The following is a 17,061-nucleotide window of genomic DNA, read 5'->3' on the forward strand; positions in this document are numbered from 1 at the left end:
GCAAGGGGAGAAGGCGGCGTTTCACGTCACAACGCGTGGCGGCGGCGGGCATCTTCCGCCGACCGCATCGCAATGCAAGCGGGGCCTGTTTGACCTTTGGGGGCGAGGCGTTTCATACAGGTGGCACCATGTCACCCGAACCCCTTCCCTCTGCACCCGGCGCCGCCCCTTTGACAGATCGTATCCGGGCCTGCACCTTATGCGCCGTCCGGTTTGCCGCCACCCATACGGCCCATGAACCGCGCCCGGTTGTGTGGTTTCGCCCCGGCGCCCGCATCCTGATCGCGGGGCAGGCACCCGGTGCGCGGGTGCATGCTTCGGGGCGGCCCTTTACCGACCCTTCGGGCGACCGTCTGCGCAACTGGCTGGGCATGGATGAAACCACCTTTTACGACCGCGACCGGGTGGCCGTCGTGCCCATGGCGTTTTGCTTTCCCGGCTATGACGCCCGCAAGGCCGATCTGCCGCCGCCGCCGATCTGCGCCAAGACCTGGCACGATCAGGTGATGCGGGACCTCGACACCGTGCGCCTGACCATCCTTGTCGGTGGCCATGCGCATCGCTGGCACCTGCGGACCAGGACCCCGGTCACCGAAACGGTCGCCGGATGGCGGGACCATGCGCCGCGCATTTTCCCGTTGCCGCACCCGTCCTGGCGCAATACCGCTTGGCTCAAGAAAAATCCGTGGTTCGCGCGCGACCTGTTGCCGGTGCTGCGCAAAACGGTGCAAGAGGTACTGCATGAGCGATAACAAGACACCGCTGGATCACGCCCACGCCGCGATGGAGGCCGCCCCCGAGGACGCAGCCCGCCGGATGCGCTTTTACGAACGGCTCGCGGATGGCGAACTGTTCCTGATGCTGACCGAAGAGGCCGAGGGCGAAAATATCTCCCCCGAACTGTTCGAGGTCGCCGAGGGGCGCTTTGTTCTGGTGTTCGACCGCGAGGACCGGCTGGCCCGGTTCGCGGGCCGCCCCGCGCCCTATGCGGCCCTCTCGGGGCGCGCCCTGGCCCAGATGCTGGCGCCCCAGGGCATCGGCATGGGCCTGAACCTCGACGTCGCCCCGTCCTCGTTCCTTGTTCCGGCCGAGGCGGTGGCCTGGCTGGCCGACACCGTCGCCCACACCCCGGACGAGGTCGAGGCCCGGATAGACGAGGTCAGCGCCCCCGGTGGATTGCCCGAGTCCCTGATCACCGCGCTGGATGCGAAACTCGCCACGGCCACCGGGCTGGCGGCCAGCGCCTATCTGGTCGGCGTCACTTATCAGTCCGGCGGGCGTGGCCACATGTTGGCCTTCGTCGATGCGACCGAGGCCGCGCGCGGCGCCCTGGCCAAGGCGGCAGGCGAGGCGCTCACCTTTTCCGGGATCGAGGCAGGGGCGATGGATGTGGGGTTCTTCGCCGCCTCTGATCCGGTTGCCGCGAAACTGGCCCGTGTCGGTCTGCGCTTTGATCTACCCGAACCCGAGCAGCCGCAAACCCTTGCCCCCTCGGCCCCCGGTCGCGACCCCGACCGCCCGCCGATCCTGAAATAACCGCGTCATGACCCGCGACGAGTTCAACGCCTTTTGCGCCGGATTGCCCGCCACGACCCATGTGGTCCAATGGGGCAACGCCGACGTCTGGAAGGTTGGCGGCAAGGTCTTTTCCATCTGCGGCTGGAACGACGGCAAGGCCGCCTTTACCTTCAAGGCATCCGACATCGCGTTCGAGGTGTTGTCGGACAACCCCGGTATCCGCCCGGCACCCTATCTGGCCTCGCGCGGGCTGAAATGGTTGCAACAGTATGCGGACCCCGGCCTGTCGGATGCAGAACTGAAACATCACATTCAGGTGTCCTATGACATGGTCGTGGCAGGGCTGACCCGAAAAAAACGCGCCGAAATAGGGCTTTAGCCAGTTTCACCCGAATACTCCGGCACGGCAAATTGACCCCTTGTGCATCACGCGGCCTCTTGCCCGGTCACACCCGCGTTAGGGGGGGATCCGCGCCCGCCGCATGGGCCCTATCCTATATTCACCGGCCGACATCAGGCCGGAGCGCATCTTACATGAGGATCAGACATGAAACGTTTTGCATTGGCCTTCGCCGCTGCCGCCGCGTTCGCTATGCCCGCCTTCGCCGGCGATCAGTATGTCGACACCACCGGGTTTGCCGTGTCGGGATTTGACGTGGTCGCCTATCGCAGCCTGCCGCAATCCGACATCGGCACCCCCCAGGCCGAAGCCGTGCCAGGGCGCGCCGATATCACGGCCGACTATAACGGCGCGACCTTCGCCTTTTCCAGCGAAGAGAACCGCGACAAGTTTGTCGCCAACCCCGCCTATTACGCACCCCAGTACGACGGCCACTGCGCCTATGGCGTCAGCAAGGGCGGCAAGGTGCCGGGCAACCCGAACCTTTGGCGCATCGTTGAGGACAAGCTGTACCTGAACATCACCAAGAATGTCGTCGGGTTCTGGGAAGAGGACATTCCCGGCAACATCAACCTGGCCGAGGGCAATTGGGTCAAGATCGAACCGGCCGAGGCCTCGCCCCGACCGATCCCCAACTTCTCCTCACCCGCGCCGGTGAACTGAGCGCAAAAGGAAACGGCGGCCCGGGTATCCGGACCGCCGTCTGCATCAGAACAGGTGCACCAATGGCGTCAGCGTTTGCGATCGCGCCGCGCACTCATCGGCTGGAACGCGACGCCGACATGGGCCTCGCAATAAGGCTTGCCCGCCTGAACGGGCAGACCGCAGAACCAGAAATCCGGCGTTGCCGGATCGCCGACGGGCCATTTGCAGGTCCGCTCGGTCAGTTCCATCAGGCTGATCTTCTTGGCCTTCTTTTCGACCTCGTTCACCTTGGCCAGCGCCTCGGGGCTGATCTCATTGGCCGAGGGTTGCGGCGGCAATGGCTGGCCGGCGGGAATGATCTGGCGGCGGGCCGGAATATTCGGCTTGGCCTCGGGCGTAGCTGGACGCGCGGCCTCGGTCTTGGGCGATGGTTTCGCCTCGGGTTTGGGCTTGGGCGCGGGTTTCGCCTTGGCCTCGGTCTTGGGCGATGCGGTGGCAGCGCCCGTGGTCCGGTTCGACAGTCCCAGACGATGGACCTTGCCGATAACGGCATTGCGGGTCACGCCACCCAGCTCCTTGGCGATCTGGCTGGCCGATTGACCTTCGCCCCACATTTTCTTGAGCAGTTCGACGCGCTCGTCAGTCCAGGACATTGATAGCCTTTCCAGTTAAAAAGCGGCCCCCTAATGCGGCCGCCTTCGATATCTTGGTTCTGTTCTATTTTAGTCACTCCGGGCCCGGTTACAAGGTGTGTTGCACACCCGACCCCATGGCGAACGCGTTATTTTCATCCCTTGCGCCCGCGAACCGTGGTTTGACGCGGCCCAAGGACGGGCGCCTGGTGCAAATTGGGCTTCCCTTGTGCGGCGTTGTGGGCTAACGCTGCGGCATGAGCCAACACGCGCACATCCTGATTGCCCGACGCCGACGCTGACCCAGCGCTTCGGCCCGTTTGTTCATTCGTGCCCCGGATCAGGGGCGACCTTACCCAAATCATTGACGAAACCGCCTGTCATGAGGCACTCATGAAGGCTCAACTCCAAAAGGGATGATCCGATGATCGCATCCGTTCTGCCGACCTATAACCGCGCACCTTTGACCTTTGTCAAAGGCGAAGGCACCTGGCTGATCGAGGCGGACGGCCGACGTTTTCTGGATCTGGGCGCCGGCATTGCCGTGAACGCGCTGGGCCATGCGCACCCCGCGCTGGTCAAGGCGATCACCGATCAGGCCCAGGCGCTCTGGCACACCTCCAACCTCTATCACATCCCCCAGCAAGAAGCGCTGGCCGACAAGCTGGTAGAGACGACCTTTGCCGATACGGTGTTCTTCACCAACTCGGGCACGGAATCCTGCGAACTCGCGGTCAAGATGGCGCGCAAATACTGGTACGATCAGGGCAAACCGGAAAAGACCGATATCATTACGTTTGAAGGCTCTTTCCACGGCCGCTCCTCGGCCGGGATCGCGGCCGCGGGTTCGGAAAAGATGACCAAGGGCTTTGGCCCGCTTCTGCCCGGGTTCGTGCACCTACCCTGGGGCGATCACGACGCGCTGCATGCGGCGATCACCGATACCGTGGGCGCCATCCTGATCGAACCTGTGCAGGGCGAAGGCGGCATCCGCCCTCTGCCCGACCAATGCCTCAAGGGCCTGCGCGATCTCTGCGACGAACACGGGCTGCTGCTGATCCTGGACGAGGTCCAGTGCGGCGTTGGCCGCACCGGCAAACTCTTCGCTCATGAATGGGCAGGGATCGACCCCGACATCATGTTGGTGGCCAAGGGCATCGGCGGCGGCTTCCCGCTAGGCGCGGTGCTGGCCACCGAAAATGCGGCCTCGGGCATGACCGCAGGCACCCATGGCTCCACCTATGGCGGCAACCCGCTGGGCTGCGCTGTGGGATGCGCGGTGATGGACACGGTCACGGCGCCGGGCTTCCTTGACGGCGTGAACGCGAAAGCCGGTCTGCTGCGCCAGAAACTCGAAGGGCTGATTGCCACACACCCCGACATCTTCGAAGAGGTGCGCGGCGCGGGCCTTATGCTGGGCCTCAAATGCAAGGTGACCAACATGGACTTGGTCAATGCCGGGTACGACAACCTCGTCATTACCGTCCCGGCGGCCGACAACGTGATCCGCCTGCTGCCGCCGCTCACCATTTCCGAGGATGAAATCGCCCAGGCCGTCGACCGTCTCGATGCCGCTGCCACGGCGCTTCAATCCACCTGACCTTCATCTTGCCAGAAAAACTCCGGGGGTCCGGGGGCAGAGCCCCCGGCCTCTTCCAGACAGAAGTGACACGATATGAACCATTTTCTCGACATTCATAAAACCGACGCCACCGCGCTCAGGTCCATCATCGACAATGCCGGAACCATGAAGAACGCGCGTCTCGGCCGCCCCAAGGGAGCCCCGGACGACGAACAGCCGCTGGCCGGACGCATGGTGGCGCTGATCTTTGAAAAACCCTCGACCCGGACCCGGGTGTCCTTTGACGTGGGGGTGCGCCAGATGGGCGGGCAGACCATGGTGCTGTCGGGCAACGACATGCAGCTGGGCCATGGCGAAACCATCGCCGACACTGCCCGCGTGCTGTCGCGCTATGTGGACATGATCATGATCCGGACTTTCGATGAGTCCGTTCTCACCGAGATGGCCGAATACGCGGACGTGCCGGTGATCAACGGGCTGACCGACCGCACGCATCCCTGCCAGATCATGGCCGATGTGATGACCTACGAGGAACACCGCGGACCGATCGCCGGGAAAAAAGTGGTCTGGACCGGGGACGGCAACAACGTCTGCGCCTCTTTTCTGCATGCGGCGGGGCAGTTCGGGTTTGATCTGACCTTTACCGGCCCGGCGCAACTGGATCCCGAGGACGAATTCATCGGTTTCGCCCGCGAAAAGGGCAGCAAGGTGATCATTGAACGTGATGCTGCCACGGCGGTCGACGGCGCCGATCTGGTGGTGGCCGACACATGGGTGTCAATGCACGATGCCCAATCGGCGCGCGAACGGCGGCACAACCTGTTGCGCCCCTACCAGGTGAACGAGGCGCTGATGGGCCAGGCCAACAAGGACGCGCTGTTCATGCACTGCCTGCCCGCCCACCGCGAAGAGGAAGTGACGAGCGCAGTCATGGACGGGCCGCAATCGGTGATCTTCGACGAGGCCGAAAACCGCCTGCACGCGCAAAAGGCGATCATGCGCTGGTGCCTCGAGGTCTGACCCGGGTCCTTTCCGCACAGGGCGTGACCCGATTGCGCGCTACCGCGCATTTCAGATCCGCAAATCACGATGCAATACGCCGTTCTGCCCGTGCCGCTGGTGGCCGGGCGGGACGGCGGATAAGCTGGTGCTGACAGGCGTGGGAGGATGTGGATGACAGACCCAGTGATCGTGGTGGCCGGGGCAGGGTCCATCGGTGTCTTCGTCGGCGCTCTCCTCGCCACGGCGGGCAGGCGGGTCACCCTTTTGGGGCGGCCCCGCGTTCTGTCGCAGATAGCGGAGCACGGCGTGACGGTCAGCGATTTTTCCGGGCTTCAGCGCGAGATCCCTGCCTCCGCCTTTGTCCTGTCCGAGGACGCCGCCACGCTGAAACAGGCCGATCTGGTTCTTGTCACGGTCAAGACCGGCGCCACGGGGGAGATAGCCGACCTGATCGCGGCTCATTGCAACGCGTCCGTACCCGTCGTCAGCCTGCAGAACGGGCTTGAGGCGGCTGAAACCCTGCGTCAGGCGCTGCCCGGGCGTGATGTGCGTGCGGGCATGGTTCCGTTCAACGTGGTGCCGCGCGGGCGCGGCGGCTATCACCGGGCCAGCAGCGGTGACATCATCATCGCCAGCGGTCCTGCGCCTCTGGCCGAGTTGCTGAGTGTCCCTGACCTCACCGTGACGCAAAGCGATGACATCACGGGCATTCAATGGGGCAAGCTTGTCATCAACCTTAACAATGCGCTGAACGCCCTGTCCGGTCTGCCGCTTCAAAATCAGCTGATGGATCGTGACTGGCGCCGCCTGATGGCCGACCAGATGGCCGAGGCGTTGCGTGTCCTGCGCGCGGCGGGCATCAGGGTCATCCCCTCAACCCCTGTTGCCGCGCGCCTTATCCCGCATATCCTGCGCCTGCCGACGCCGCTGTTTCGCCGGATCGCCGCGCAGATGCTGACCATCGACCCCAGCGCGCGCACCTCGATGGCCTATGACCTGAAGCAGGGCCGCCCAACCGAAATCGCTGCGCTGCAAGGTACAATCGTTGATCTTGCCCGCGCCCATGGCCTGACCGCGCCGTTTAATGAAAGGGTCATGGCGCTGATCCGGGCGGCCGAGCGGGAACCGCCCGACACCCGCAAACCCATGGCGGTGGACGATATCCGCCGCGCCTAGACGACGATCAGGTTCAGAAGAAGGAAAATCGCCGCCGACATGGCCGCCGCCGCCGGGACGGTAATGACCCAGGCCGCGACGATGGTCATGAAATGCGACCGCCGCACCAGTTTGCGGCGCCGGCGCTCTTCGGCGGCCAGGCGCTGCGTGACAGGTTTCGCGTTGTTGTTCTGACGCAACCGCCGTTCCATGAACCATTCGCGGAAAAACCCGACTCCGAACACGCCGCCAACGGCGATGTGAGTCGAACTGACTGGCAGGCCCATCCAGCTGGCCACGATCACGGTCATCGCCGCGCTCAGTGCCACGCAATAGGCGCGCATCGGGTTCAGCTTGGTGATCTGCGATCCGACCATGCGGATCAGTTTCGGGCCGAACAGGAACAGGCCGAACGAAATGCCAAAGGCCCCGATGACCATGACCCACATGGGAATGGCCACTTTCGACGCGAAATCGCCAAACTCGGCCGCGTGGACGATGGCGGCGAGCGGACCCACGGCATTGGCCACGTCATTAGCCCCGTGCGCAAAACTCAAAAGCGCCGCCGAAACGACCAGCGGCAGACCGAACAATGTCTTGATCGACTTGTTTCGGTTTTCCATGCCTTCCGACTGGCGACGGATCAGCGGGCGGGTAATCAACACGACCACGACGCCAATCACCAGACCGGCGATCAGAGCCGTGGGCAGGTCGATCTTGACGATCTTCTTCAAACCTTTCAGCGCCAGATAGGCCGAAAATGTCCCGGCCATCAGCCCGACCAGCACCGGCACCCAGAACCGTGCCGCGGCGATCTTGTCCTCGCGATAGATGACCCGCCATTTGATCAGCGCCAGAAACGCCGCTGCGATCACGCCGCCCAGAACCGGCGAGATGACCCAGCTGGCGGCGATCTTGCCCATTGTGGGCCAGTTGACGGCCGCCATGCCGGCGGCGGCAATCCCGGCGCCCATGACGCCGCCGACAACCGAATGTGTGGTGGACACGGGCGCCCCGACCCATGTGGCCAGGTTCACCCACAGGGCCGATGAGATCAGCGCCGCCATCATAGCCCAGATGAAAACCTTGGAATCCTGGATGCCGGCGGGATCGATGATGCCTTTGGAGATGGTCGATACCACGTCGCCCCCGGCCAACAGTGCGCCTGCACTTTCGCAGATGGCGGCAATCAGGATCGCACCGCCCATGGTCAGCGCCTTGGCACCCACCGCAGGGCCCATGTTGTTGGCCACGTCATTGGCACCGATATTGATCGCCATATAGGCGCCAAAGGCCGCCGCCGCGACCACGATCAGGTTGGTTGGTTCCTGCCCGAAGAAAACCGCCGCAGCCAGCCCGGCCATCACGATAAAGGCCAGCGCGATGCCCGACCCCACCATTGGGCGCGAAACATAGGTGGTGGCATATTCGACCTGGCTGATCCGGTTCAGGTCCGTATCAAGCGTTTTCCACTGTTTACCAAGCGGTGTGTTCGACATCGTTGCGTCCGTATCCAGGGAGGAATTTCAGGACGCGCCTAAGGGGTCTGTCCCGAGCACGCAACAAAAACCTTGCGTACGGGACATATTTGCCCGGTCAAACCGGACTTACAGATCGCGCAGGATGCTTTGTAGGCCCGGCTCCTGAACCATATTCGCCGCTTCTTTGGGGCTGACCCACTGCCGGGTGCGTTCATCCGCCTCGGGATAGGATTTCGACAGCTGCTCGACCTCGGTCAGATACACTTGTGTCTCCACCGTGGTTTCTGCGCCATTGTCCAGTTTCTTGGAATATTCGAACATGCCCAGCGGCGCAGATTGGATGCGCGCATCGGCGACACCGGCCTCTTCCCAGGCTTCTCGCAGCGCGGCCTCGGCCCCGTTCAGCCCGTTGATCGGCCAGCCCTTGGGCAGGATCCAGCGGCCCGTGTCGCGACTGGTGATCAACAACACGTCCTTGCCCTTTTCGGTCGGGCGATAACACAGCGCGGCAACCTGCACGCGCTTGGGTCTAAAGAAGAGCGGTCTGAGAATCTCTTCCCAGGCTAGTTTCAAACTGTTCGTCATTTTAATTCCTCGGCACTGCTCGCCAATTTTTTTATATGTGTGCTAATTATATATTAAAAAACTCCTGAAAATGCAAGGTTAGCGGGTTTCTGGCGCTGTTTTGCCGCGTAGCGGCTGACCCCGGGGGGCCTTGAACCCGGCGCTCAGGGGGGTAAAGCTGAAATGGCATACCAAAACGGAGCGGCAGGATGAACAAGGCCGAAATCGGAGTTTACGGTCTGGGCACGATGGGCGGCGCCCTGGCGCTGAACCTGGCCGAAAACGGATTCCGCGTGGCCGTCACCAACCGGGAGTCCGACTGGATATCGTCCTTCATCGACGGCGCTGGTGACCTGGCCGCCCGGCTTGATCCGCATGAAACGCTGGCTGGGTTCGTGGCCTCGGTCGCCCAGCCGCGGGTCCTGTTGTTCATGATCCCGTCTGGCGCGCCGATGGATGCGATGATTTCCCAGCTGCGCCCGCTGCTCGACAAGGGCGATATCATCATCGACGGCGGAAACGCAGATTTCAACGACACGCGGCGCCGTGTGGCCGAACTCGACGGGTCGGGCCTGCATTTTGTGGGCATGGGCGTTTCCGGCGGGGCCGAGGGCGCGCGGCATGGTCCGTCGATGATGGTGGGCGGCACCGATCACAGCTGGGACCAGATAAAACCTCTGGCCAGGGTGATTGCCGCGAAATATGGCGATGACCCCTGCGTGGCCCATGTCGGTCCCGACGGGGCAGGGCATTTCGTGAAGACGGTGCACAACGGCATCGAATATGCCGATATGCAGATGATCGCCGAACTTTACGGCCTGTTGCGCGACGGTGCCGGATGGGACGCGGCGCAGATCGGCGCGCTGTTCGCGGAATGGAATGACGGGCCGCTGAATTCCTTCCTGATGGAGGTCTCGGCCCACGCCCTTGCGACCTGTGATCCCGAAACGGGCCGCCCGCTGGTCGATGTGATCCTGGATCAGGCGGGGCAAAAGGGCACCGGCCGCTGGACCGTGATCGAGGCGCTGAAACTGGGTCAATCGGCCAGCGCCATCGAGGCGGCGGTCGGCGCGCGCGGCTGGTCCTCGGAAAAGGCTGCCCGCGAACAGGCCGAAGACATTCTGGACCGGGCCGCGCACCCGGCCGATCTGCCGGACCCGGGCACTCTGGCCGATGCCATGCTGGCCGCGCGCATTCTGTCCCATGCCCAGGGGTTCCGCATCCTTGCCACCGCATCCGGGGAGTTCGACTGGTCACTGGAACTGGCCCGCATCGCCGAAATCTGGCGCGCCGGCTGCATCATCCGTTCGGCCCTGCTGGACGATTTTACCGCAGCCCTGCGCGACGGCCCGCCGCATGGCCATCTGATCCTGGCCCCATACGTGCAGCAGCGGCTTGGCCACGCTATCCCCGCCCTGCGCAGGACGGTGGCGGCGGCGGCCCTGCGCGGTCACGCGCTGCCGGCCATGTCCTCGGCCCTGTCATGGTACGACGCGATGCGACAGGGGCGCGGCACTGCCAACCTTATCCAGGCCCAACGCGACCTGTTCGGCAATCATGGGTTTGAGCGTGTGGATCGCCCCGGTCAGTTTCATGGCCCCTGGGACCAATCCCTCAACGAGGAGAACAAAAAATGAAAACTGCCCTGGTAACAGGTGCCGCGCGCGGCATCGGACTGGCCACCACGAAAATCTTGCTGGAAGAGGGTTGGCGGGTCGCCATGTTGGACCGGGACGAACCCGAACTGCTGGCCCAGGCTGGCCAGCTGCAAAACGTGCTGCCCATCATTGCCGATGTGTCTGACCCCGAACAGGTCGATCGCGCGCAGGATTATCTGGCGGGCGAATTCGCAAGCCTGAACGGTCTGGTCAACAACGCGGGCGTGGCCGATTTCGGCCCGATCCGCGAAACCACGTTCGAGCGCTGGCGCACCGTGATGGAGACCAACCTCAACGGCCCGTTCCTGATGACCCAGGCCTTTACCGGCATGCTGGCCGCCTCCGGGGCCGGGTCCATCGTAAATATCACCTCGATCTCGGGCCTGCGCGCCAGCACCTTGCGCGTGGCCTATGGTACGTCCAAGGCGGCGCTGGGCCAGCTGACCCTGCAACAGGCCGCCGAACTGGGCGAACTGGGCATCCGCGCCAACGCCGTGGCCCCGGGACCGGTTGATACGAAACTGGCGCTGGCGGTGCATTCGCCGGAAATCCGTGCCGCCTATCACGATGCGATCCCGCTCAACCGTTATGGGCTGGAACATGAAATCGCACACGCCATCACCTTTCTGCTCAGCGACAATGCCAGCTATGTGAACGGCCAGATCCTTGCTGTGGATGGCGGGTTCCAGGCCGTCGGCATTGGCCTGCCCGCACTGCGCACCGAATAGGGGCAGCGCGGCTGTTACATCCGCGCCGAGGCGATCGCCAGCCCATCGGTGACGGCGGTGAACACTTCGCTGAAGGAATGCCGGGCAGCGGGAAATTGATCTTTCATGGTGTCCGAAACCATCGCCATCAGGCTGGAACCGCCAACATAGATGACCCTGTCGATCTGCGCGATATCGATCCCCGCAAGGCGCAATGTTTCTTTGGCGCCGCTGCTCAGGGCGTCGGCATGGGGCGCAAGAACATTGGCCAGCGCCCCGGTCGGCAACGGGGCCGACAGGTTTCGCTCGATCTGGTCCAGATCAATGCGGGATTGCGCGTTGCCGGAATTGGCCGCGATTTTTCCGCGTTCGACGGCAAAGGCCAATTCATGCCCCAACTCGTCCTCGATCACGGTAACGAGGCGGTTCAGCTTGTCCGGTTCAATGGCAAGCCGGGCCATTTCCTGAACCATGCGGCGATTCTGAGCGGTATAGAGAAAGGGGATCTTCTCCCACGTGGCCAGGTCATTGAAGATTGCGTTTGGCACGGGCGATGCACCGGGGCCAATCACCTTTCGCAACTGGGTGCCCTTGCCCAGCAGAGGCATCACGCGGTCAATGTTGATTGTGCGGTCGAAATCGGTGCCCCCGATGCGCACGCCGTGATTGGCCAGGATCGTGATGCCTGCATCCCCCGACCGGAACAGTGAGAAATCCGAGGTGCCGCCGCCGATATCGACGATCAGACCGATCGCGCCCGACTGCTCCAGCGCGCCGCTGGCAATGGCGGCGGCCTCGGGTTCGGGCAGGAAATCGACCTCCCTGAACCCCGCCGCCAGATAGCAGGCCCGCAGATCCGCTTCTGCCTGCGCCTCGCGCGGGTCGTCAATACCGTGAAAGACCACCGGGCGCCCCGAAAGGGCGCGCTCGAAGGTCAGGCCGGCGTCGGCCTCGGCCCTGGTTTTGATCTGATTGAGGAAGCGGGCGATGATCTCCACGAATGTGACGCGCTGGTTCAGGATCTGGCGCTTTTCATGCATCAATGACGTGCCCAGCACGCGCTTGAGCGCCCGCATAAAGCGCCCGTCGGCACCGCTGAGCAACGCCTGATTGGCCGGTTCGCCGGTCAGGGTCTGCCGGGTTTCGAAATCAAAGAAGAACGTCGTGGGCAGAGTTGTCTGTCCTGGCGCCATTTCAATCAGCCGGGGATTGCCATCGTGCAAATACCCTGCGGCTGAATTGGAGGTGCCAAAATCAATACCCAAAACGTGGCTTGGCACGGCCATCTCGATCCCTCCCGACAATCAAACGAAGGGCGCGTCTCTATGGGCGCGGGCGGGGGCCGTCAAGCGTCAACATCCCGTTCGGCGGCGAAGGCCGGTCTCGCAGGAAACGCCTGGGCGTGCCCAATAAGAGATGCTGGGGACAGCGGACCGCGACAGGGGCTCAGCTACAGACCTTGGCGGCCTGCGCGCCGAACGCTTTCCACCGCTTCCAGAAGGCTTCGTTGGATGCATTGTCGGACTGGCGGATGTCCTGCGCGCTCTGTGGGTTCGAAAAGAACGACGCGCCGCGCCGCTGGTCCGAAGACGACAGCGAGGCATTGGCCACGCTCTGCACGCATCCGCACCGCTCACGCGAGGCTGCCTTGCGTCCGGCCTGCAGACAGGCGGTTGCGATGGGGCCGCTGGCCGAACGTGCCACCGGCCCGCCCGACCGGTTCGATCCTCCGCCGCACGAAGATAGAAATGCCACAACCAGAAGTGCCGTGAAGATACGCGTCATGTCTCTGCCTCAACCCGAACCGGCCTGCGCATCTGATGTGCGGTGAGCGCCGGAAATATTATGTACGCCAACCCAAGTATGACGCAACTGCAGTGCAGTTTCAATCAACCCGCGCCGGATGGTGCCCTGTGGCTGCGATCCCCATTGACCAAGTCACAAATCCGCATCATATCCCCATCCATGACAGAGCTCGCACATATCCGCAATTTTTCGATCGTTGCCCACATCGACCATGGGAAATCCACGCTTGCCGACCGCCTGATTCAGGAAACTGGCACGGTTCAGGACCGTGACATGAAGGAACAGCTGCTGGATGCCATGGACATCGAACGTGAACGCGGCATCACGATCAAGGCCAACACCGTCCGCATCGATTACAAGGCGGACGATGGCGAAACCTATGTGCTGAACCTGATCGACACCCCTGGCCACGTCGATTTCGCCTATGAGGTCTCCCGCTCCATGCGCGCGGTCGAAGGCTCGCTCCTCGTCGTGGACTCCACCCAGGGCGTTGAGGCGCAGACCCTCGCCAACGTCTATCAGGCCATCGACGCGGATCACGAGATCGTCCCCGTCCTGAACAAGATCGACCTGCCGGCATCCGATTGTGACCGCGTCGCCGAACAGATCGAAGACGTCATCGGCATCGACGCCTCCGAAGCGATCCGGGTCAGCGCCAAAACCGGCGTCGGCATTCACGAAACGCTTGAGGCCATCGTTCGGAAACTGCCCGCCCCAACAGGCGACCGCGATGCCCCGCTCAAGGCGATGCTCGTGGACTCCTGGTATGACTCCTACCTCGGCGTGATCGTTCTGGTCCGCATCATGGACGGCGTCCTGAAAAAGGGCGACCGGGTCAAGATGATGTCGAACGGGTCGGTCCACCTTGTCGACCGTATCGGCGTTTTCCGCCCGCAGATGGAAATGATCGGCGAACTGGGCCCTGGCGAAATCGGCTTTCTCACGGCGTCGATCAAACAGGTCCGCGACACCCGCGTGGGCGACACGATCACCCACGAAAAACGCGGCTGTGACAAGGCTCTGCCGGGCTTCAAACCCTCGCAGCCGGTGGTCTTCTGTGGTCTTTTCCCGGTGGACTCGGCCGAGTTTGAGGATCTGCGCGACGCTATTGAAAAGCTCGCCCTGAACGACGCGTCCTTTTCCTACGAAATGGAAACCTCTGCCGCGCTTGGCTTTGGCTTCCGCTGCGGCTTTCTCGGCCTGTTGCACCTCGAGGTGGTCCGCGACCGGATCGAGCGTGAATATGACATCGACCTGATCACCACCGCGCCCTCGGTCGTTTATCACATCCACATGCGCGACGGCACGATGCAGGAGCTGCACAACCCCGCCGACATGCCCGACCTGACCCATGTGGACCACCTTGAAGAGCCCCGGATCAAGGCCACCATCCTTGTGCCCGACGAATACCTCGGTGATGTGCTCAAACTCTGCCAGGACCGCCGCGGCATCCAGCTCGACCTCACCTATGCCGGCGCGCGCGCCATGGTCGTCTATGACCTGCCTCTCAACGAGGTGGTGTTCGACTTTTACGACCGCCTGAAATCGGTGACCAAGGGCTACGCATCGTTCGACTATCAACTGACCGAATACCGCGAGGATAACCTCGTGAAAATGTCGATCCTCGTGAATGACGAACCGGTCGATGCCCTGTCGATGATGGTCCACCGTGACCGGGCAGAGGCCCGCGGCCGCGCCATGGTTGAAAAGCTCAAGGACCTGATCCCGCGCCACATGTTCAAAATCCCGATCCAGGCGGCCATCGGCGGCAAGGTCATCGCACGCGAAACCTTGTCTGCCATGCGCAAGGACGTGACCGCCAAATGTTATGGCGGCGACGCGACCCGGAAAAAGAAACTGCTGGAAAAGCAGAAGAAGGGTAAGAAAAAGATGCGCCAGTTCGGCAAGGTGGACATCCCGCAAGAGGCCTTCATCTCGGCGCTCAAAATGGACAGCTAACTGCCCATTTTAAGAGCGCGTCCGCGAAAGCGATTGGCAACGCCGGTTGCGTGCGACGCCCTGTTGATCTGAAGTGGCCAGGAACAGACACCCATGCGCGCGCAGGACAGGTTAGAAAACCTTCTGAATTCCGCGCCCTGCCGATTCGAGATCGCGTCCGACGCCCTTGGCGGTTTCGCAAGCGGTCAGTGTCATCAGCAGGCTGAACAGCAACACCAGTCGGATCATCGGACGCGTCCTTTGCAAAGAAAACTTGCAGATGCCTAGCACAGGCCGCCGGTGGGTTGCCAGACGATCGGTGGCACGGCTGAACCGGCGTGGCCCCAGCGTCGCAAATTTCCGCCAACAGTGCCGAAGCAAAGCCTCGGATCGGGTCGGCAGGCACTTTGGGAGCTTGGGATGCAAACCGGACATGGGGGCAGGTCCAAAAGAAATCTGGTTGATGCCGCGCCACCGTACCGTGCGCTGCCCTCGTGAAGCGGGGGACGTTTGCACGCATCGGAATACAGGAGTGACAACCCGGGGTTGTGGTGATTCGGGCCGGATACCACCCGAACTCAATGAAGATGCCGTAACGTTTTTCGATGTTTCGGAGCATCGTATGGCGGTCCACACAGCTGAACGCGAACCATTCCATTTGGGCGAAAATGTGTCTAAACTTCTGCAAATAAAGGGTTATCATAGAGGGCGAAAACAGTACGCGCGCATAATTTCCATTTTGAAAACAGAGAGTTTCCAAAAGATTACTTTGAAATATCCCTATTTATCACTCAACCTGTGATTGCTTACACACCACGCAGTGAACTGGGAGACTACAATGAACATCAACTACGCCACGATCGCCCGCGCCCGCCGCATCGCCGCCCTCGCAAAAATGAGAACGCGCCAATTCGATCTGCCCGGTGTTTCCGCAACAGAGAAACTGCGTGAAGTGACCAATGGAGAAATCCAGGCAATGGTGCAGTTCGTGTCAATGCGCGCCGCCGCACGGTAAACTATACCTGTGGCTGGCGTCGGGTGGGGTGCCAGCCACAGGTTATGTTGACGGCGCGAAGATGCGGATATACCTGCCGGAATACTAAGTTTCCGGATTTGATATATGACCTGCTCTCTCTGCGCCGCCGACACGCCTCTGACGTCCGTTCCCGTCGCAGGGGGACTAGACGAGGCCAGCACAGACGTTTGTGCCATATGCGTGTCCCAAATCGAGGACACAACCGATCCGAACCACTGGCGATGCCTGGCATCGTCGATGTGGTCCGAAGATGCAGCTACCCAGGTCATGGCGGCGCGGATGCTCAGGCGCCTCGCCGACCATGACTGGGCCCGCGACCTGGCTGATCAACTCTGGTTGCCCGACGACATTCAGGCCTGGGTGGACAACGAGGCCTCACAAAGCGCTCACAAAGACAGCAATGGTGCACCGCTTGCAGCGGGGGACACGGTGGTTCTGATCAAGGACTTGCCGGTCAAAGGCGCGAATTTTACCGCCAAGCGCGGCACGGCCGTGCGGGGAATTTCTCTGGTCGCCGACAACCCTGCCCATATCGAAGGCCGGGTCGAAGGACAGCGCATCGTCATTCTGACCGAGTTTGTGAAGAAGCGATAAGCGGGCTGCTCAGGACGTGGTCTGCGGCTGCGGCTCGGGTCGCGGCCGCAGGGCAAGAAGCACTCCAAACAGCATTATGGCAATTGAAAAGCCGGCCCAGCATCCGGCGACGTACCAGCCCATCATGATCAGGGGACCCGCGTTCAGGGCGAATCCGGCATAGGTCGCGCTGACCAGTCCGGACAGTATGGATATCGTCAAAAGAATCGCCATGATTACATCCCTTTTCAGCAGCTTAGGCTGCTGGCGGCATGCCATCATGTCTGGATTGCGGAGAAAACAACGCGAGATGTGTCAGAGGCTTTCTTGCAAACCCTTAACATATTGAAAAATATAAAGATAA

The 17,061-nt window shown here is 62.3% G+C and carries 19 protein-coding genes; 12 read left to right on the forward strand and 7 right to left on the reverse strand.

Annotation, left to right across the window (positions count from 1 at the left end):
* Window positions 1–128: 128 nt before the first annotated feature.
* The 4 genes from ACXYMO_RS17575 to ACXYMO_RS17590 all read left to right on the forward strand — a co-directional run bounded on the left by ACXYMO_RS17575 (window position 129) and on the right by ACXYMO_RS17590 (window position 2,581).
* Window positions 129–752: a uracil-DNA glycosylase family protein gene (locus ACXYMO_RS17575; RefSeq protein ID WP_458880042.1), complete on the forward strand. Its 624-nt coding sequence runs from the start codon at window positions 129–131 to the stop codon at window positions 750–752.
* Window positions 742–1,536 (forward strand): SseB family protein, encoded by a 795-nt coding sequence (locus ACXYMO_RS17580; RefSeq protein ID WP_458880043.1) that lies wholly within the window; start codon window positions 742–744, stop codon window positions 1,534–1,536. Before ACXYMO_RS17575 ends, ACXYMO_RS17580 begins: the two co-directional genes overlap by 11 nt.
* 7 nt (window positions 1,537–1,543) lie before the next feature.
* A complete protein-coding gene (locus ACXYMO_RS17585; RefSeq protein WP_458880044.1) occupies window positions 1,544–1,897 on the forward strand; it encodes an MmcQ/YjbR family DNA-binding protein in 354 nt (117 codons plus the stop codon).
* A 168-nt stretch (window positions 1,898–2,065) separates the two neighbouring features.
* Window positions 2,066–2,581: a YHS domain-containing (seleno)protein gene (locus ACXYMO_RS17590; protein ID WP_458880045.1), complete on the forward strand. Its 516-nt coding sequence runs from the start codon at window positions 2,066–2,068 to the stop codon at window positions 2,579–2,581.
* Window positions 2,582–2,649: 68 nt separating this feature from the next.
* On the opposite strand, the gene ACXYMO_RS17595 is transcribed toward ACXYMO_RS17590, so the two are convergent.
* Complete coding sequence (locus ACXYMO_RS17595; protein ID WP_458880046.1) at window positions 2,650–3,216, reverse strand: GcrA family cell cycle regulator; 567 nt, start codon at window positions 3,214–3,216, stop codon at window positions 2,650–2,652.
* Between the two features lie 403 nt (window positions 3,217–3,619).
* Here ACXYMO_RS17595 and ACXYMO_RS17600 point away from each other — a divergent pair, with 403 nt between their 5' ends.
* The 3 genes from ACXYMO_RS17600 to ACXYMO_RS17610 all read left to right on the forward strand — a co-directional run bounded on the left by ACXYMO_RS17600 (window position 3,620) and on the right by ACXYMO_RS17610 (window position 6,955).
* Window positions 3,620–4,795 carry an acetylornithine transaminase gene (locus tag ACXYMO_RS17600; RefSeq protein WP_458880047.1) on the forward strand — a complete coding sequence of 392 codons (1,176 nt, stop codon included), beginning with the start codon at window positions 3,620–3,622 and terminating at the stop codon, window positions 4,793–4,795.
* Between the two features lie 75 nt (window positions 4,796–4,870).
* The gene (gene argF / locus ACXYMO_RS17605; protein WP_458880049.1) at window positions 4,871–5,797 is read left to right on the forward strand and encodes an ornithine carbamoyltransferase; all 927 of its coding nucleotides are present in this window, start codon (window positions 4,871–4,873) and stop codon (window positions 5,795–5,797) included.
* A gap of 153 nt (window positions 5,798–5,950) precedes the next feature.
* The gene (locus ACXYMO_RS17610; RefSeq protein ID WP_458880050.1) at window positions 5,951–6,955 is read left to right on the forward strand and encodes a 2-dehydropantoate 2-reductase; all 1,005 of its coding nucleotides are present in this window, start codon (window positions 5,951–5,953) and stop codon (window positions 6,953–6,955) included.
* Here the strand turns inward: ACXYMO_RS17610 and ACXYMO_RS17615 are convergent.
* Window positions 6,952–8,433: an inorganic phosphate transporter gene (locus tag ACXYMO_RS17615; RefSeq protein ID WP_458880051.1), complete on the reverse strand. Its 1,482-nt coding sequence runs from the start codon at window positions 8,431–8,433 to the stop codon at window positions 6,952–6,954. The genes ACXYMO_RS17610 and ACXYMO_RS17615 overlap by 4 nt on opposite strands.
* A 108-nt stretch (window positions 8,434–8,541) precedes the next feature.
* Complete coding sequence (locus ACXYMO_RS17620; protein WP_458880052.1) at window positions 8,542–9,000, reverse strand: NUDIX hydrolase; 459 nt, start codon at window positions 8,998–9,000, stop codon at window positions 8,542–8,544.
* Between the two features lie 188 nt (window positions 9,001–9,188).
* Between ACXYMO_RS17620 and gndA the strand changes: the two genes are divergently transcribed.
* Both gndA and ACXYMO_RS17630 read left to right on the forward strand, forming a co-directional pair.
* The gene (gndA, locus tag ACXYMO_RS17625) at window positions 9,189–10,616 is read left to right on the forward strand and encodes an NADP-dependent phosphogluconate dehydrogenase (protein WP_458880053.1); all 1,428 of its coding nucleotides are present in this window, start codon (window positions 9,189–9,191) and stop codon (window positions 10,614–10,616) included.
* On the forward strand, window positions 10,613–11,365 hold the full coding sequence (locus ACXYMO_RS17630; protein WP_458880054.1) for an SDR family NAD(P)-dependent oxidoreductase: 753 nt from the start codon (window positions 10,613–10,615) through the stop codon (window positions 11,363–11,365). Before gndA ends, ACXYMO_RS17630 begins: the two co-directional genes overlap by 4 nt.
* A gap of 14 nt (window positions 11,366–11,379) precedes the next feature.
* Here ACXYMO_RS17630 and ACXYMO_RS17635 read toward each other — a convergent pair whose 3' ends face one another.
* Entirely contained in the window at window positions 11,380–12,630 is a 1,251-nt protein-coding gene (locus tag ACXYMO_RS17635) for an Hsp70 family protein (RefSeq protein ID WP_458880055.1), read from the reverse strand.
* A gap of 160 nt (window positions 12,631–12,790) precedes the next feature.
* On the reverse strand, window positions 12,791–13,129 hold the full coding sequence (locus ACXYMO_RS17640; protein WP_458880056.1) for a hypothetical protein: 339 nt from the start codon (window positions 13,127–13,129) through the stop codon (window positions 12,791–12,793).
* Between the two features lie 180 nt (window positions 13,130–13,309).
* Between ACXYMO_RS17640 and lepA the strand changes: the two genes are divergently transcribed.
* A complete protein-coding gene (gene lepA, locus ACXYMO_RS17645; RefSeq protein WP_458880057.1) occupies window positions 13,310–15,109 on the forward strand; it encodes a translation elongation factor 4 in 1,800 nt (599 codons plus the stop codon).
* A 111-nt stretch (window positions 15,110–15,220) separates the two neighbouring features.
* Here lepA and ACXYMO_RS17650 read toward each other — a convergent pair whose 3' ends face one another.
* Window positions 15,221–15,337 carry an entericidin A/B family lipoprotein gene (locus ACXYMO_RS17650; RefSeq protein WP_458880058.1) on the reverse strand — a complete coding sequence of 39 codons (117 nt, stop codon included), beginning with the start codon at window positions 15,335–15,337 and terminating at the stop codon, window positions 15,221–15,223.
* Window positions 15,338–15,926: 589 nt separating this feature from the next.
* Between ACXYMO_RS17650 and ACXYMO_RS17655 the strand changes: the two genes are divergently transcribed.
* Entirely contained in the window at window positions 15,927–16,103 is a 177-nt protein-coding gene (locus ACXYMO_RS17655) for a hypothetical protein (protein ID WP_458880059.1), read from the forward strand.
* 105 nt (window positions 16,104–16,208) lie between these two features.
* Window positions 16,209–16,718 carry a PhnA domain-containing protein gene (locus ACXYMO_RS17660; RefSeq protein WP_458880060.1) on the forward strand — a complete coding sequence of 170 codons (510 nt, stop codon included), beginning with the start codon at window positions 16,209–16,211 and terminating at the stop codon, window positions 16,716–16,718.
* 9 nt (window positions 16,719–16,727) lie between these two features.
* On the opposite strand, the gene ACXYMO_RS17665 is transcribed toward ACXYMO_RS17660, so the two are convergent.
* A complete protein-coding gene (locus ACXYMO_RS17665) occupies window positions 16,728–16,931 on the reverse strand; it encodes a hypothetical protein (protein ID WP_458880061.1) in 204 nt (67 codons plus the stop codon).
* Window positions 16,932–17,061: the final 130 nt, after the last annotated feature.

The organism is Arenibacterium sp. CAU 1754 (genome assembly GCF_054482635.1).

Excerpts from the sequence above, each read along its gene's own strand:
- ACXYMO_RS17575 (WP_458880042.1), top strand. The coding sequence starts at position 129 with ATGTCACCCGAACCCCTTCCCTCTGCACCCGGCGCCGCCCCTTTGACA.
- ACXYMO_RS17580 (WP_458880043.1), top strand. The coding sequence starts at position 742 with ATGAGCGATAACAAGACACCGCTGGATCACGCCCACGCCGCGATGGAG.
- ACXYMO_RS17585 (WP_458880044.1), top strand. The coding sequence starts at position 1,544 with ATGACCCGCGACGAGTTCAACGCCTTTTGCGCCGGATTGCCCGCCACG.
- ACXYMO_RS17590 (WP_458880045.1), top strand. The coding sequence starts at position 2,066 with ATGAAACGTTTTGCATTGGCCTTCGCCGCTGCCGCCGCGTTCGCTATG.
- ACXYMO_RS17595 (WP_458880046.1), bottom strand. The coding sequence starts at position 3,216 with ATGTCCTGGACTGACGAGCGCGTCGAACTGCTCAAGAAAATGTGGGGC.
- ACXYMO_RS17600 (WP_458880047.1), top strand. The coding sequence starts at position 3,620 with ATGATCGCATCCGTTCTGCCGACCTATAACCGCGCACCTTTGACCTTT.
- argF (WP_458880049.1), top strand. The coding sequence starts at position 4,871 with ATGAACCATTTTCTCGACATTCATAAAACCGACGCCACCGCGCTCAGG.
- ACXYMO_RS17610 (WP_458880050.1), top strand. The coding sequence starts at position 5,951 with ATGACAGACCCAGTGATCGTGGTGGCCGGGGCAGGGTCCATCGGTGTC.
- ACXYMO_RS17615 (WP_458880051.1), bottom strand. The coding sequence starts at position 8,433 with ATGTCGAACACACCGCTTGGTAAACAGTGGAAAACGCTTGATACGGAC.
- ACXYMO_RS17620 (WP_458880052.1), bottom strand. The coding sequence starts at position 9,000 with ATGACGAACAGTTTGAAACTAGCCTGGGAAGAGATTCTCAGACCGCTC.
- gndA (WP_458880053.1), top strand. The coding sequence starts at position 9,189 with ATGAACAAGGCCGAAATCGGAGTTTACGGTCTGGGCACGATGGGCGGC.
- ACXYMO_RS17630 (WP_458880054.1), top strand. The coding sequence starts at position 10,613 with ATGAAAACTGCCCTGGTAACAGGTGCCGCGCGCGGCATCGGACTGGCC.
- ACXYMO_RS17635 (WP_458880055.1), bottom strand. The coding sequence starts at position 12,630 with ATGGCCGTGCCAAGCCACGTTTTGGGTATTGATTTTGGCACCTCCAAT.
- ACXYMO_RS17640 (WP_458880056.1), bottom strand. The coding sequence starts at position 13,129 with ATGACGCGTATCTTCACGGCACTTCTGGTTGTGGCATTTCTATCTTCG.
- lepA (WP_458880057.1), top strand. The coding sequence starts at position 13,310 with ATGACAGAGCTCGCACATATCCGCAATTTTTCGATCGTTGCCCACATC.
- ACXYMO_RS17650 (WP_458880058.1), bottom strand. The coding sequence starts at position 15,337 with ATGATCCGACTGGTGTTGCTGTTCAGCCTGCTGATGACACTGACCGCT.
- ACXYMO_RS17655 (WP_458880059.1), top strand. The coding sequence starts at position 15,927 with ATGAACATCAACTACGCCACGATCGCCCGCGCCCGCCGCATCGCCGCC.
- ACXYMO_RS17660 (WP_458880060.1), top strand. The coding sequence starts at position 16,209 with ATGACCTGCTCTCTCTGCGCCGCCGACACGCCTCTGACGTCCGTTCCC.
- ACXYMO_RS17665 (WP_458880061.1), bottom strand. The coding sequence starts at position 16,931 with ATGGCGATTCTTTTGACGATATCCATACTGTCCGGACTGGTCAGCGCG.